We start from the raw sequence: 14884 nt of genomic DNA, 5'->3' as shown, positions 1-14884 counted from the left end.
TGCTTCGCTTGACGTCCGGGCCACCACCCCTCCGGCCCCGCCCCCTCCCGTGAGAAGAGCCCGGCCGTGCCGGGCTCTTCGGCGTGTTACAGGCGGTGGGCGGCGCCGGTGGGGGTGGTGCCCTGGGTGTCGAGGAGGAGTTGGGCCTTGACGGCCAGGCCCTGGAGGTCGTAGGTGCGGTGGGGCTGGAGGAGGACCGTGAGGTCGGCGGCGGAGGCGGCGTCGTAGAGGGAGTCGGCGCGGGGGACGGGGCGGCCGGCGACCTCCCAGCGGGGGACGTAGGGGTCGTGGTAGGTGAGGTGGGCGCCCAGCTGGCGCAGGCGGGCGGCGACCTCGCGGGCCGGGGTGCCGGTGAGGTCGGCGAGGTCGGGCTTGTAGGTGATGCCGAGCAGCAGCACCCGGGCGCCGCGGGCGGACTTGCCGTGTTCGTTGAGCAGGGTGGTGCAGCGCTGGAGGACATAGGCCGGCATCCGGTCGTTGATGTCCTGGGCGAGTTCCACCATGCGCAGTGAACCGCCTTGCGGGGCGCGGCGGTTGGGGTCGAGCGGGGCGGCGTGGCCGCCGACGCCGGGGCCGGGGCGGAAGGACTGGAAGCCGAACGGTTTGGTCTCGGCGCAGCGGATGACGTCCCAGAGGTCGACGCCGATCTCGTGGCAGTAGACCGCCATCTCGTTCATCAGGGCGATGTTGATGTGGCGGTAGTTGGTCTCCAGGAGGTTGGCGGTCTCGGCCTCGCGGGGGCCGCGGGCGCGTACGACCTTGTCGGTGAGCCGGCCGTAGAAGGCCGCGGCGGCCTCGGTGCACGCGGGGGTGAGGCCGCCGATGACCTTGGGGGTGTTGCGGTAGCGGTGGGTGCGGTTGCCGGGGTCGTGGCGGGCGGGGGAGCAGGCGAGGTGGAAGTCGCGGCCCGCGGTGAGGCCGGAGCCGGCTTCCAGGAGCGGGCGGAGGAACTCCTCGGTGGTGCCCGGGTAGCCGGCCGATTCGAGGATGACGGTGGTGTGCGGGCGGAGCCGGGCGGCCAGGGTGCGGGCGGCCTCGGCGAGTGCGGACAGGTCCAGGGCGCGGTCCTCGCCGAGCGGGGTGGGGGCGCACAGGACGGCCGTGCGGACCCGGCCCAGGGCGGCGGGGTCGGCGGTGGTGCGGAAGCCGGCCGCGAGCAGCCGGCGCAACTCCGTGGCGGACAGCGGGCCGCCGGTGCCGGGCAGGGCGGCCGCGCGGGGGTCGGGATCGTAGCCGATGGTGGTGAGGCCGGCGGCGGTGGCGGCCTGGGCGAGGGGCAGACCCAGGTGACCGAGTCCGATGACGGCGAGATCTGCGGGCATGCTGCGGCCGTCCTTCCCGAGGGGTGGTGGGGGGCCCTGCGCGGTGTCCTGGTGCCCGGGCGGCACGGCGGGCGGCCGGGGCGCCAAGGGGCATAAATAGACTAAGCGGATATTTGACCCAGAATGGGTATTGGCGGATCGCCGTGCCCGGGTGTTGCCGCCGCGGGCGCACGGTGGTCGGGGGCGCGGGCGCGGGAAGAATCGTCGGACGGGGGGTGTGGCTTTCGGATCACAGCGGGAGGCAGCGGTGAAGACAGCGACCCTCGGACCGGCGCAGCGCGCCAAAGCACTCACCCGGATGGCGGAGCGCGAACTGGACGTGTTGGTGGTCGGCGGCGGGGTGGTCGGCGCCGGCACCGCCCTGGACGCCGCCACCCGCGGGCTGGACACCGGGCTGGTCGAGGCCCGTGACTGGGCGTCGGGCACGTCCAGCCGGTCGAGCAAGCTCGTCCACGGCGGCCTGCGGTATCTGGAGATGCTGGACTTCGCGCTGGTGCGCGAGGCGCTCAAGGAGCGCGGGCTGCTGCTCCACCGGCTGGCGCCCCACCTGGTCCGGCCGGTGCCGTTCCTCTACCCGCTCCGGCACCGCGGCTGGGAGCGCTTCTACGCGGGCTCCGGCGTGGCGCTCTACGACGGGATGTCGGTCTCGTCCGGGCACGGCCGCGGGCTGCCCGTGCACCGCCACCTCTCGCACCGCCGGGCGCTGCGGGTCGCGCCCTGCCTGCGCAAGGACGCGCTGGTCGGCGCGTTGCAGTACTACGACGCCCAGATGGACGACGCGCGCTACGTCGCGACCCTGGTGCGGACCGCGGCCGCCTACGGGGCGCACGTCGCCAACCGGGCCCGCGTGGTGGGTTTCCTGCGCGAGGGCGAACGGGTCGTCGGGGCGCGGGTGGAGGACGTCGAGGGCGGGGTGGAGTACGAGGTGCGGGCCCGGCAGGTCGTCAACGCGACCGGGGTGTGGACCGACGACACCCAGGGACTGATCGCGGAGCGCGGTCAGTTCCACGTGCGCGCCTCCAAGGGCATCCACCTGGTCGTCCCCAAGGACCGGATCCACTCCACGACCGGGCTGATCCTGCGGACCGAGAAGAGCGTGCTCTTCGTCATCCCCTGGGGGCGGCACTGGATCATCGGCACCACCGACACCGACTGGGACCTGGACAAGGCCCATCCGGCGGCCTCCAGCGCGGACATCGACTACCTGCTGGAGCATGTCAACGCGGTGCTGGCCACCCCCCTCACCCGGGACGACGTGGAGGGCGTCTACGCCGGGCTGCGCCCGCTGCTGGCCGGCGAGTCGGACGCCACCAGCAAGCTGTCGCGGGAGCACACCGTGGCCCACCCGGTGCCCGGCCTGGTGGTCGTCGCGGGCGGAAAGTACACCACGTACCGGGTGATGGCCAAGGACGCGGTGGACGAGGCGGTGCACGGGCTGGACGCCCGGGTCGCCGACTGCGTCACCGAGAACGTGCCGCTGGCGGGCGCCGAGGGCTATCAGGCGCTGTGGAACGCCCGGGCCCGGATCGCGGCCCGGACCGGGCTGCACGTGGCCCGGATAGAGCACCTGCTGAACCGCTACGGCTCGCTGACCGAGGAGCTGCTGGAACTGGTGGTGGCCGACCCGTCGCTGGGCCGCCCGCTCGCCGCCGCCGACGACTACCTGCGCGCCGAGGTCGTCTACGCCTGCACGCACGAGGGCGCCCGGCATCTGGACGACGTGCTGACCCGGCGCACCCGGATCTCCATCGAGACCTTCGACCGCGGCACCCGCAGCGCCCGGGAGGCCGCCGAGCTGATGGCCCCGGCGCTGGGCTGGGACGGTGCGCAGGTCGAGCGGGAGATCGCGCACTACGAGAAGCGGGTGGAGGCGGAGCGCGAATCGCAGCGGCAGCCCGACGACCTGACGGCGGACGCGGCCCGGCTGGGCGCGCCGGACATCGTGCCGCTCTCCTAGGGCCGCTCGGGCGGCGGCCGGTGACGGGCGGTCAGGTGCGGCGGCGGCAGAACTCGGCGGCCAGGACCGCGGTGCCGTCCGCCCGGCCGGCCGGGGCGTCGGTGTTGACCCGGTAGCTGACCAGATCGCGGCCGTCGGCGGTGCCGGCGGTCTGCGCGTACGAGCCGTTGATGTCGCCGTTGTGGCCCCAGACCGTCACCCCGCAGGGCAGCCGGGTGGCGTAGACGCCCAGGCCGTAGGCGCCGCCGGTGGCCCGCTCGCCGCGCAGTTCGGCCATCTGGCGGGGCGCCAGCAGCCGGCCGCCGAACAGGGCCGCGAAGAAGCGGTTGAGGTCGCCGAGGGTGGTGATCATCTCGCCGGCCGCACCGGCCCGGCTGGGGTTGAGGGCGGTGCTGTCCACGCTGCGGCCGCCGACGTCGGAGTAGCCGCGGCCGTGCGGCGCGGGCAGTGCCGGGCTGTCGCCGGGGAACGAGGTGTCGCGCAGCCCGGCCGGGACCAGGACGCGGCGGCGCACCTCCTCGGCGTACGGGTGCCCGGTGACGCCCTCGATGACCAGGCCGAGGACCAGGTAGTTGGTGTTGGAGTAGGCGTAGCGGGTGCCGGGGGCGGCGGTCGGGGGGTGGGCGAGGGCGATCCGCAGCAGCTCGGCCGGGGTGTGGCGGTCGTAGCGGTGGGCCGGGAAGCCCGTGCCGTACAGCTGTTCGGCGAGGTGCGGGTCCTCGGTGTAGTTGAACAGGCCGCTGGTGTGGTCCAGGAGCTGGCGGACCGTCACCCGGCGCAGGTCGCTCGCGCCGCCGGCGCCGGTGAGCGGGGTGCCGGGCGGGAGGTGGCCGGCGGCCGGCCCGTCGAGGGCGAGCCGGCCCTCCCCGACGAGTTGCAGCACCACCGTGGCCACCAGGGTCTTGGTGAGGCTGCCGGCCCGGAAGTGGTCCCGGCGGCCCATCCTGCGGCCGCTGCGCAGATCGGCGACGCCGGCCGCGGTGAACCGCGAGGCGGCCAGGTGGCCGCCCCGGGTGACCAGTGCGGCGGCGCCGGGCGCGCCGTCGGCGACCAGCCGGTGCAGCGCGGCCGCCGTCGCGGCCGGCGGCCGGAGCGCCGGCACCGGACGGACGGAGGCGAGGGGGCCGCCCGTACACCCCGTCAGGGCCAGGGCGGCCAGCAGGGCCGTGGCGGTGCGGCGCGGCGGGCCCGGTGCGGCCGGGCGGGGCGTGCGGAGGGGCACAAACGGACTCCCGTCGTCCGGGCCATCATGACGGGTGCGCGACGCCCTCCGGCACCCACCCGGGCCTTCCGCACGGCCGTGGATGAGAGAGAATGAAGGCTCTGCCAGGGTGGGTTGTCCGAGTTGGGGCAGTTTGGTGCTCGATGGAGAATCGAGGCTGCCAACTCGGCTGGAATGCAGAGGGGATTCCGTGGGCGACGAGGTCGAGATGGACGGCAAGGAGGGCAGGCTCCTCGCCGGCCGGTACCGGCTCGCCGATGTTCTCGGCCGGGGCGGGATGGGCACCGTCTGGCGGGCCGAGGACGAGGTCCTCGGCCGCACGGTCGCGGTCAAGGAGCTGCGCTTCCCCGGCGGCGTCGAGGAGGACGAGAAGCGCCGCCTGATCACCCGTACCCTGCGCGAGGCCAAGGCGATCGCCCGGATCCGCAACAACGGCGCGGTGACGGTCTTCGACGTGGTCGACGAGGACGACCGGCCCTGGATCGTGATGGAGCTGGTCGAGGGCCGCTCGCTGGCCGAGGTGATCCGCGACGACGGCGCGCTCACCCCGCGCCGCGCCGCCGAGGTCGGCCTCGCGGTGCTCGACGTCCTGCGCGCCGCCCACGGCCAGGGCATCCTGCACCGCGACGTGAAGCCCTCCAACGTCCTGATCTCCGACGACGGCCGGGTGGTGCTCACCGACTTCGGCATCGCCCAGGTCGAGGGCGACCCCTCGGTGACCTCCACCGGCATGCTGGTCGGCGCGCCCTCGTACATCTCGCCGGAGCGGGCCCGCGGCCAGAAGCCCGGCCCGCCGGCCGACCTGTGGTCCCTGGGCGGCCTGCTGTACGCCTGCGTCGAGGGCGTCCCGCCGTACGACAAGGGCTCGGCGATCGCGACCCTGACCGCGGTGATGACCGAGCCGGTGGAACCGCCGAAGAGCGCCGGGCCGCTGGAGGACGTCATCTACGGGCTGCTGGTGAAGGACCCGGCGGCCCGGCTGGACGAGGCGGGCGCGCGGGCGCTGCTGCTGGGCGTCATCCACGCCCCGGAGCCGGAGCCCGAGCCCCCGATGGACGCGACGCGGGCGATGGCGCTGCCCGCGGTGCCGGCGGAGCGGGCCGCGCGGCCCGCGGGCAAGCCCAAGGGGCCGGCCGCGGTGCCGCCGAAGCCGCGGACGAAGCCGGCGGCCGGGACGGCGCGCCGGACGCCCACCGGCGGGCCGGGCGGCGGGGCGGCGAAGCCGGCGGCCCGCGGGACCGGCGAGGGCACCGCGGTGTCCCGGCCGGCCGCGGCCAGGACCGGTGCGCGCACCTCCCCGGCCCGGCCCGGCTTCGACGCGGACGCCGCCAAGGAGCGGGTGCGCGCGGCGCTGGCGTCGGTGCGGAACGCCGCAGCGGCGGCCCGTTCCGACTCCAGACCCGGTGGCGGGGACGGCCGTCCCGCCCCGCCGCGCGCGTCGGTGACCGATGTCGTCCCGCGCCGCACGCTGATCATCGGGGTGGTCGTGGTCGTCGTCGTCCTCGCGACGCTGCTGGCGCTGGCGTTCAGCAGCGGCGGCGACACCGCGGGCGACGCCCGGGGGGCCGGCGCGAGCCGGGCCGCGACCCAGTCGGCCGCCGCGAGCGGGGACCCCGCCACCGACGGCGCGGACACGCCCGGCGGCGGCTCGCCGGGCGCCGGGGGCAAGGGCGGCAAGAAGGACGGCGCGGCGCTCCCGGACGGGTTCGCGGCGGTCGCCAACGGCGGCTTCCACTTCCGGATGGCGATGCCCGAGGGCTTCCGGCAGACCGGCACCGCGGGCCAGAACTCCGGCGCCATCTACAGCGCCGGCGGCGGCTTCCCGCGCATACAGGTCGACTACAACGACGCGCCGGGCAAGGACGCCGCGGCCTCCTGGCGCAGCCTGGAGCCCAGCGTCGCCGGGTCCAGCGAGGGCTACCACCTCCTGGGCATCAAGGCGGTGGACTGGCGCGGCTACCCGACCGTCGCGGACTGGTCGTTCACCCGCCGGCAGGGCGGCCAGGACGTGCGGGTGCTCAACCGCGGCTTCCGCGCCGACGACCACCACGGCTACGCCATCATGATCACCTGCAAGGCGGACGCCTGGGACGCCAAGGAGTGCCGGGAGCTGCGGGAGACCGCGTTCCGGACCTTCGCGATCAAGGACTGACCCGTACCGCGCGCGGACGGACACCGCGCGCGGCGCGCTCCGGCGGGCCCGACTGTCCGTGCCGCCCCGTATCGTGAGAAGGCCCAAGTCGTCCGCATCCGTCACCGGCGGGGCGCGGCGCACGCTGAGGGGAGGCGCGTCGTGGACGAGTACGCGGGACCTGTGCTCGCCGAGCGCTACCGCCTGCCGCGGCGGCCGGCCGGTGGCGGCCCCAAGTCCCCCGACGGCCCCTTCGCGGGGCAGCCCGCCGCGGTGCGGGCCCTCGACGGCTACAGCGGGCAGCAGGTGCTGATCCGTCAGGTGCCGCTGCCCGAGGTCGTGGACGCCGAGGTCGTGGCGGCGGACGGGGCCGGTGCGGAGGGGGCCGGGGCGTACGGGGCCGGGGCGTACGGGGATCCGGCGGACGGGCGTGCGGAGGATGGTTTCGGCAGGGGGCGGGGCCCGGCCGGCGCCGACCGCAGCCCCCGCGACCCGCTGGCGCGCCGCGCGCTGGAGGCCGCGACGGCCGCCGCCCAGCTGCCCGACCACCCGCTGCTGGAGCAGGTCTTCGACGTCTTCGCGCAGGACGGCAGCCTGTGGATCGTCGGGGAGGCGCTGCCCGCCCGCCCGCTGGCGGCGCTGCTCGCCGAGCGGCCGCTGGGCCCGCACCGCGCCGCGGAGATCGCCGCCGACCTGCTCACCGCGCTGCGCGCCCTGCACGCCCACGGCTGGCTGCACCGCAACGTCACCGCCGGCACGGTCCTGGTCTGCGACGACGGCCGGGCCGTGCTGACCGGGCTGGCGGCCGGTGCGGCCCAGGAGGCGCTGTGCGGGTACGACCCGCGGCCGGGGGCGCCGGCCGCCGCGGCCCGGCCGGCCGGGGGGCCCGCCGGGCTCGCCGCCGAGCGGGCTGTCCAGGCCCGGCTGCACCTGGTCGGCGCGGTCACCGAGCGCTGGGCGCCGGAGCTGGCCGGGCCGGCGGACGGCGGTGGTCCGGCGGGTCCGGCCGCGGATCTGTGGGCGGTGGGCGCGCTGCTGTTCCGCGCGGTGCAGGGGCGTCCGCCGTTCCCCGAGGAGAGCGCGGGCGAGCTGGTCCGGCTGGTGCGGGCCACCCCGCCGGCCGCGGCCGCCGAGTGCGGGGTGCTGCGGCCGGTCGTCGAGGCGCTGCTGTCGGCCGACCCGGCCGGGCGGCCCGGGTCCGGGGAGGTGCTCGCCCGGCTGCGGGAGCTGCTGCGCGGCGCGCCGGAGCCGGATCCGGGCCGCGGGCTGGTGACGGTGCCCGCCCTGGCGGGTGCGGGCGATCCGCGGCGGCTGCCGGTGCTGCGGCGCCGCGGCGAAGTGGTCCGCCAGGGGCGGCGCGCCCCCGTCCGTACGGCCCGTCCGCCGCGCCTGCCCCGGCAGTCCGGGCCGGGCCGCCCCGGGCGGGTGCCCGCCGCGGTGCCGGAGCCGGACGGGCCGGTCCGGGTCGGCGCGGGCCCGGCGGCGGGGCGCGGGCCGCGTGCGCCGCGGAGCCTGGGCCGGGTGCTGCTCGCGGTGATCCTGCTGCTGATGGTGGCCGGGATCGCGTACGCCGCGGTGTTCCTGCCGAAGTCCGGGGCGGACGCGGCGGGCGGGCCGGACGGCGCGGACCGCTCCGGCACCCCGGGCGGCGCGCCCGGCCGCAGCCCCGCCCCCGCGCCCGGCGGCACCGGCGGCCCGACCCCGCCGCGGACCACCGCCACCGCCGCCCCCGGCTTCACGCTCCGCACCGACCCGCTGGGCTTTTCGACCGCGGTCCCCGACGGCTGGCAGCGCGCCGGTGCCGACCGCGGCGGGGCGCGCTACACCGGCGGCGGCCTCACGCTGCTGGTGGTGCCCGGCCGGGACACCACCGCCCGGTTCGGCGCCGACCCGATGGCGTACCAGCAGACCGGGGAGCCCGAGCTGGCGGCGTACCGCGCCTCCGAGTGGTCCACGGTCGCCGGGCTGCGGCGGATAGACGTCGGGCAGACGGCGATGGCCGAGGGCACCTTCACCTGGAAGGACCGCGGCGGCCGCCAGGTCTACGCCCGCAACCTCGCGATGATCCGCGACGGTCGCTACCACCTCGTCCTGGTCACCGGCCCGGTCACCGGCCGCGCCGCGGTGGACCGGGTGTACGCCCGGGCGAGCAGCGCCTACCGCCCCGGTTAGCGGTCCGGGGCCCGGTCCGCGGCCCCGCCCCCGAAGCGTGCGCGCAGGTCGCGCTTGAGGACCTTGCGGAGGGTCGCGCCGCGCGGCAGGGCCGGTACGACCTCCAGCCGCTCGGGCAGCTTGTGCCGGGCCAGGCCCTGGGAGAGCAGCCGGGCGGTGACCGCGCCGAGCGTCAACTCCCCGGCTCCCGGCGGCTGTTCGACCACCGCGCAGACCAGTTCGCCGCGCTCGGCGTCCGGCAGCCCGATGACCGCCGCGCCGGCGATGTCCGGATGGCCGGCCAGCAGGTCCTCGATCTCCCGGGCGGAGATGTTCTCGCCCTTGCGGATGATGATGTCCTTGAGGCGGCCGGTGACGACGAGGTGCCCGGTGGGGGTGAGGTGTCCGAGGTCGCCGGTGGCCAGGAAGCCGTCGGCGGGAGCCCTCCCGGGGCCCGGGGCCGGGCCGGTGTCGCCGAGGTAGCCGCGGCACACGGCCGGGCCGCGCAGCAGGATCTCCCCGCTGCCGGGCGCGATCCGGATCTCCATCCCGGCGGCCGGCCGTCCGTCGGTGCCGGCCAGCAGCGCGGCGCCGTCCAGCGGATCGCCCATGGTGACCATCGGGGCCTCGGTGAGCGCGTAGCCGTGTACCAGCTGGCACCCCAGCTCGGCGGTCACCTCGTGGTGGAGCGCGGGCGGTTTGGGCGCGCCGCCGCCGGCCAGCAGCCGCAGCGAGGGCAGCAGCCGCTCCCCGGGCGGCAGGGCGCGCTGCGCGGCGAGGAAGAGCGCGTAGAAGGCCGTGGAACCGCCCGCCACGGTGACCCGGTGGCGGCGGTACGGGGCGAGCGCGGCGGGCAGCGCGAACCGCTCCAGCAGCACGGCCGGGATGCCCAGCGTGAGCAGCATGACGGTGTAGTCGGGCCCGGCGACGTGGGCGTACGGGAAGGCCATCGAGCCGACGTCGCCGGGGCCCAGCCGCAGCGCCGCCGCCAGGCAGGCGCCGGCGGTGCGCAGTCCGCGGTCGGTGTGCAGCACGCCCCGGGGCGCGGCGGTGGTCCCGGAGGTCCAGTAGATCCAGCGGACCGCGTCGGGGTCGGCGGGCGGCGGCGGCAGGGTGGCCGGGTCGCCGTCCGGGAGTGGGCCGGACGCCGGGAGGACGGCGGGCGGTGCGGGCAGCCGGGCGGCCGCGCGGCGGGCCGGGGCGGCGGCGCCGGTGCCGTGCGGGCCGCCGGGGACGAGCAGGAACGCGGCGCCGGTGCGGCGCAGCACGTGGTCCAGTTCGTGCTCGCGGTAGCCGGGCAGTACCGGGCTCTGCACCGCGCCGAGCCGGGCCAGGGCCAGGCTGACCAGCACCGTCCCGATCCGGGTGGGCAGCTGCCAGACCACCCGGCTGCCGGGCCGGACGCCGTGCGCGTGGAGCCCGGCGGCGACCCGTTCGGCGCCCGCGCGCAGCCCGCCGAAGGTGATCCGGCGCTCGTCCCGGGCCGCCCGGGCGCCCTGGACGAGCGCGGTGGCGCCGGGCGTCCGGGCGGCGCGCCAGGCGACCAGGTCCCACAGGGTGCTGCCGCTCATACCGTCCTCCCGGAAAGTGCCTGACGCGACGTCAGTTCAGCTGCCGCTGCCGGAGGTTAGAGGGGAACGCCTTGCCGGTCCAGGGGGTCGGGGCTAGCCTGGAGCCCAGGAACTGACGGACCATCAGATATGGTCGTGGCGAGCGGGACGGGGCGAGGGGACACCATGGCGGATCCTGGGGCGCTGCCGCGCACCACCGGCACCGACGGCCGCGCGGCCCGGCCCGCGCGCCGGGACGCGTAGGCCCGGGATGGACCTCGCCTGCACCGAGGAGGAGGAGGACTTCCGGGCCGGGCTGCGGGCCTGGCTCGCCAAGGTGCTGCCGGCGCTGCCGCCGAAACCGGCCGCCACCGACTGGCCGGGCCGGCGGGCGTACGACACGGCCTGGCAGCGGATGCTGTACGACGCCGGGTACGCCGGACTGCACTGGCCGGTGGCGGCCGGCGGCCGGGGCGCCACCCCGACCCAGCACCTGATCTTCCTGGAGGAGACCGAGCGGGCCGGTGCCCCGTACGTCGGCGCCAACTTCGTCGGACTGCTGCACGCCGGGCCGACCATCGCCGCCGAGGGCACCGCCGCCCAGCGCGCCCGCTGGCTGCCGCCGATCCTGCGCGGCGAGGAGATCTGGTGCCAGGGCTTCAGCGAACCGGACGCCGGTTCCGACCTGGCCGCGCTGCGCACCCGCGCCGTCCGGGACGGCGACGACTACGTGGTGACCGGCTCGAAGATCTGGACCTCGCACGCCGAGGTCGCCGACTGGTGCGAACTGCTGGTCCGCACCGACCCCGCCGCCCCCCGGCACCGCGGCATCAGCTGGCTGGCGATGCCGATGGACGCGCCCGGGGTGACCGTCCGGCCGCTGCGCACGCTGGCCGGCTCGGCCGAGTTCGCCGAGGTCTTCCTCGACGAGGTGCGGATCCCGGCCGCGCACCGCGTCGGCGCCGAGCACGACGGCTGGCGGGTGACGATGGTGACGCTCTCCTTCGAGCGCGGCACCGCCTTCGTCGGCGAGGTGGTGGCCTGCCGCCGGGTGCTTGCAGGGCTCGCCCGCGCCGCGCGCGCCAACGGGCGCTGGGACGACGCGGTGCTGCGCCGCCGGCTGGGCCGGCTGAACGCCGAGTTCGCCGCGCTGTGGCGGCTGACCCAGTGGAACGTCAGCGCGGCCCAGCGCAGCGGCGGTGTCCCGGGCGCCGGCGGCTCGGTCTTCAAACTGCGCTACTCGCACGCCCGCCAGGAGCTCTACGACGCCGCGGCCGAGGTCCTGGGCGGGGACGCGCTGGACGCGGACCACCCCTGGGTCGCCGACCGGCTCTCCGCCCTCTCGTACACCATCGCCGCGGGCACCTCGCAGATCCAGCGGAACATCGTCGCCGAGCGGATCCTCGGCCTGCCGAAGGGGCGGTGAGCGGCCCGGTGGACTTCCAACTGACCGATGATCAGGCGGCGTTGCGGGACGGCGCCCGGGATCTGCTGACCGGCCGCTTCGGCCCGGAGCGGCTGCGGGCCGCGGTCGGCGCCCCGGTGCCGGACCGCGGGCTGTGGCGGGAGCTGGCCGCCGCCGGGTTCCTCGCGGTGCGCCTGCCGGAGGCCGCGGGCGGCGTCGGGCTGGGGCTGCCGGAGGCGGTGCTGGTGTGCGAGGAGGCCGGGCGGGCGCTGCTGCCGGGGCCGCTGGTGGCCGGGCAGCTGCTGGCCGGCGCGGTGGACGGGGTGGCGACCGGGGAGCGGCTGGCTGCCCTGTGCGACGGCGCGGCCGACCCGGTGCTCTGCGAATTCCCGGACGCCTGCGCGGAGGTGGTGGTCCTGGACCGGGGTGCGCCGGGGCGCGCGGCCGGGGCGTACCGGTGCGCGCCCGGTGCGGTGACCCGCGCCCCGTTCGCCTCCGTCGACCCGCTCACCCCGCTCGCCCGCCTCACCGGCTACCCGCGCACCGCGCCGCTGCCCGCCCTCGACGTGCCCCGGCTGTACCGGGAGGCGGCCCTGCTGACCGCCGCCGAGCAGCTCGGCAGCGCCGCCCGGACGGTGGAGGCAGCCGTCGCGTACGCCCGGCAGCGCACCCAGTTCGGCGCGCCCATCGGCTCCTTCCAGGCGGTCAAGCACCTGTGCGCCGGGATGCTGGTGCGCGCCGAGCTGGCCCGTGCGGCGGTCTACGCGGCGGCCGTCACCGGGGACGCCCTCGACATCGCCGGCGCCAAGCTGCTGGCCGACGAGGCCGCGGTGCGCAACGCCCGGGACTGCCTCCAGGTGCACGGCGGGATGGGCTTCACCTGGGAGGCCGAGGTCCACCTGCACCTGAAGCGGGCGTGGCTGCGGGCGGAGCGGTGGTGCCGGGCGCGGGAGGCGGAGGAGCGCCTGGCGGACGCGCTGGCGGGGTGACCGCGTGCGCCCGCGCACGCCGGTGATCACTCAGCGTCGCGGGTGCGCCGCCCATGTCAGACTCTGGCACCCCGTGTGCGAAATGTCGGATCCCTCACGCATAAGCAGTCACGGAGGGTCGATATCGGGTTGTGTCCTGGGCGTGACTCGTCACAGGGGGGAGTGGCGGCCGTGCTCCGGTACGCTCCGTGGGGTGCGAGTGGTTCTGTGGCGCAAGGGTCGCGGTGCCGTCGGAAGGACGGCTCCGGGTCATGGACTGCGCGCCGCTCGCCTCGGGCGGGGCCCGGCCGGCCCCCCGTGTTCGACTCCCCGCACCGGGCGTCGCACAGTATGCCGCACGCATACTCCCTTGCGCTGGAATATGCCCGAAGCGGTTGTTGTGGTGACGCAACGTCAATCATGCTGTGGGGCGCCGGAGTCACGCACCGTGACTCCGTGGAGGCGCGAGGCGATGTTTCCGCCGGTTCGGATGGTGTGAGCGGTGCAGGTGCTTCAGGTGCAGTTGGAAGTGCGGCCCGACCCCGCGGAAGTGGGGCGGGCCCGGCGGTGGGCCCGGTCGCGGCTCGCCGGGTCGGGCATAGGGGCGGACGAACCGCTCGCCGAGACGCTGATCCTGCTGATCTCCGAGCTGGTCACCAACGCCGTGGTGCACACCGGCTCGACGGCCCGGCTGCGGATGTGCTTCTCCGGCAGCGGCGCCGTGGTGGGCACCGTACGGGTCGAGGTGGTGGACACCAGCGCCCGGCCGCCGCGGCCCCGGCACGCGGACGGCGACGACACCAACGGCCGCGGCCTGGAGCTGGTCGACGGCCTGGCCGACCGCTGGGGCTGGCAGCGCGAGGGCACCGGCAAGCGGATCTGGTGCGAAGTGGACCGCGGGCAGCCGCTGCTGCTGACCACGGGTGCCGATACGGGCGCCTACGACCCGCTGCGTCCCGTTCCTGTCGCAGCGACAAAACGGGCGTAAGGCGACGAATCGGTTCGCCTGACGCGGAATTAGTCCGGACCAGGTGTTGACGCCGCGTGGTCCGGTGATCACTCTTGGGGAAGCGATGCGCCGCGAGGGGACGCCAAGGTCGCGGCCTTGGCGAGTGCGGATCGCGGCCTGGTCGGGCCTGCCGGCGGACGCCGGGAGGGGGGTGGCGGACCGCGGTGCCGTGCTCGGGGCGCGCAGCGCGGGCACCGCCACCCGCCCGGCCGGGGGCCGGCTGCCACGGGGTCACAGCACCGCCACCGGGGCCACCGGGCTGCCGGTGCCGCCGGTGAACGGCTCGGGCATCGCACTCAGCAGGAAGGCGTAGCGGCCCTCCTGGGCGCACGCCTCCGACAGCTCCTCCAGATTCCAGTTCTGGCCCTGGAGCATGCCCATCTCCACCAGGTGCAGCGCGTGCACCGGCAGCCACAGGCCCTCGACCTCCGGCGGGAAGACCTCGAACGTCAGGGTGTCGTTGGCGACCGCGGCGACCCCGCGGGCGTGGAACCACTCGGGGGTGCGCAGCGACAGGCCGGGGGACGGCGTCGCGTACGCCTCCCGGTCGCCGGCCAGGTAGTGCCTCAGCTGCCCGGTGCGGACCAGGACGATGTCGCCGGACCGGACCGCGGTCCCGGCCAGCTCCTCGGCGGCGGCGAGGTCGTCCGGGGTGACCGCGTGCCCGCCCGGCAGCCGGTCGGTGCCGTGCACCCGGGCCACGTCCAGCAGGACGCCGCGGGAGACGACCGGGGCGGCCTTCTCGATGCCCAGCGCGGTGGCGCCGCGGTGCGCGGTGATGGTGTCGGCGGGGCGGCCGTTGTAGAGCAGCCCCGAGTGCGAGACGTGCGGCAGCGCGTCCCAGTGGGTGGCCGCCTGCAAGCCCATCGTGACGGCGTCGTCGGAGGTGGCGACCGTGTCCGGGCCGAAGATCTCGTGGTTGACGGCGACCATGGTGTGCAGCGGGTTGATCCGGCCGGGGATCATGCCGGTCTGCACCCCGTCCCGCCGCAGCGGCAGCGCCAGCGGGACCCGGCGGCCGCTGCGGACGGTCGCGGCCGCCGCCCGCACCACGTCCGGGGTGATCAGGTTCAGCGTGCCGATCTCGTCGTCCGGGCCCCAGCGGCCCCAGTTGTTCACGCGCCGGGCGATGTCGTGGAACTCCTGCGGCAGCGGCATGGGTCTCCTTG

At 76.6% G+C, this 14884-nt stretch carries 10 protein-coding genes; 6 read left to right on the top strand and 4 right to left on the bottom strand.

Going from position 1 to position 14884, the window contains the following annotated elements; translation table 11 throughout:
* Window positions 1-86: 86 nt before the first annotated feature.
* Entirely contained in the window at window positions 87-1322 is a 1236-nt protein-coding gene (locus tag MUU72_RS24870; RefSeq protein ID WP_248015616.1) for a nucleotide sugar dehydrogenase, read from the bottom strand.
* A 247-nt stretch (window positions 1323-1569) separates the two neighbouring features.
* Here MUU72_RS24870 and MUU72_RS24865 point away from each other — a divergent pair, with 247 nt between their 5' ends.
* The gene (locus tag MUU72_RS24865; RefSeq protein WP_248015615.1) at window positions 1570-3279 is read left to right on the top strand and encodes a glycerol-3-phosphate dehydrogenase/oxidase; all 1710 of its coding nucleotides are present in this window, start codon (window positions 1570-1572) and stop codon (window positions 3277-3279) included.
* 31 nt (window positions 3280-3310) lie between these two features.
* Here the strand turns inward: MUU72_RS24865 and MUU72_RS24860 are convergent, their stop codons facing one another.
* Window positions 3311-4501: a serine hydrolase domain-containing protein gene (locus MUU72_RS24860; protein ID WP_248015614.1), complete on the bottom strand. Its 1191-nt coding sequence runs from the start codon at window positions 4499-4501 to the stop codon at window positions 3311-3313.
* Between the two features lie 190 nt (window positions 4502-4691).
* On the opposite strand from MUU72_RS24860, the gene MUU72_RS24855 reads away from it, so the two are divergent.
* Together MUU72_RS24855 and MUU72_RS24850 are read left to right on the top strand one after the other, a co-directional pair.
* Window positions 4692-6653, top strand: a complete 1962-nt coding sequence (locus MUU72_RS24855) for a serine/threonine-protein kinase (RefSeq protein ID WP_248015613.1) — start codon at window positions 4692-4694, stop codon at window positions 6651-6653.
* Between the two features lie 141 nt (window positions 6654-6794).
* Window positions 6795-8804 carry a serine/threonine kinase C-terminal domain-containing protein gene (locus tag MUU72_RS24850; RefSeq protein ID WP_248015612.1) on the top strand — a complete coding sequence of 670 codons (2010 nt, stop codon included), beginning with the start codon at window positions 6795-6797 and terminating at the stop codon, window positions 8802-8804.
* On the opposite strand, the gene MUU72_RS24845 is transcribed toward MUU72_RS24850, so the two are convergent.
* Window positions 8801-10354 carry a class I adenylate-forming enzyme family protein gene (locus MUU72_RS24845; RefSeq protein ID WP_248015611.1) on the bottom strand — a complete coding sequence of 518 codons (1554 nt, stop codon included), beginning with the start codon at window positions 10352-10354 and terminating at the stop codon, window positions 8801-8803. The genes MUU72_RS24850 and MUU72_RS24845 overlap by 4 nt on opposite strands.
* A gap of 250 nt (window positions 10355-10604) precedes the next feature.
* Here MUU72_RS24845 and MUU72_RS24840 point away from each other — a divergent pair, with 250 nt between their 5' ends.
* The 3 genes from MUU72_RS24840 to MUU72_RS24830 all read left to right on the top strand — a co-directional run bounded on the left by MUU72_RS24840 (window position 10605) and on the right by MUU72_RS24830 (window position 13694).
* On the top strand, window positions 10605-11759 hold the full coding sequence (locus MUU72_RS24840) for an acyl-CoA dehydrogenase (RefSeq protein WP_248015610.1): 1155 nt from the start codon (window positions 10605-10607) through the stop codon (window positions 11757-11759).
* A gap of 8 nt (window positions 11760-11767) precedes the next feature.
* Window positions 11768-12727 carry an acyl-CoA dehydrogenase family protein gene (locus tag MUU72_RS24835; protein ID WP_248015642.1) on the top strand — a complete coding sequence of 320 codons (960 nt, stop codon included), beginning with the start codon at window positions 11768-11770 and terminating at the stop codon, window positions 12725-12727.
* Window positions 12728-13208: 481 nt separating this feature from the next.
* Entirely contained in the window at window positions 13209-13694 is a 486-nt protein-coding gene (locus MUU72_RS24830) for an ATP-binding protein (protein ID WP_248015609.1), read from the top strand.
* A 252-nt stretch (window positions 13695-13946) separates the two neighbouring features.
* Here MUU72_RS24830 and MUU72_RS24825 read toward each other — a convergent pair whose 3' ends face one another.
* Complete coding sequence (locus tag MUU72_RS24825) at window positions 13947-14873, bottom strand: cyclase family protein (protein ID WP_248015608.1); 927 nt, start codon at window positions 14871-14873, stop codon at window positions 13947-13949.
* Window positions 14874-14884: the final 11 nt, after the last annotated feature.

The sequence above is a fragment of the Streptomyces rhizoryzae genome, from assembly GCF_023155275.1.
Classification (GTDB): Bacteria; Actinomycetota; Actinomycetes; order Streptomycetales; family Streptomycetaceae; genus Streptomyces; species Streptomyces rhizoryzae.
The sequence above is the reverse complement of the archived record's forward strand: the minus strand, read 5'-3'. Positions and strand labels throughout refer to the sequence as shown.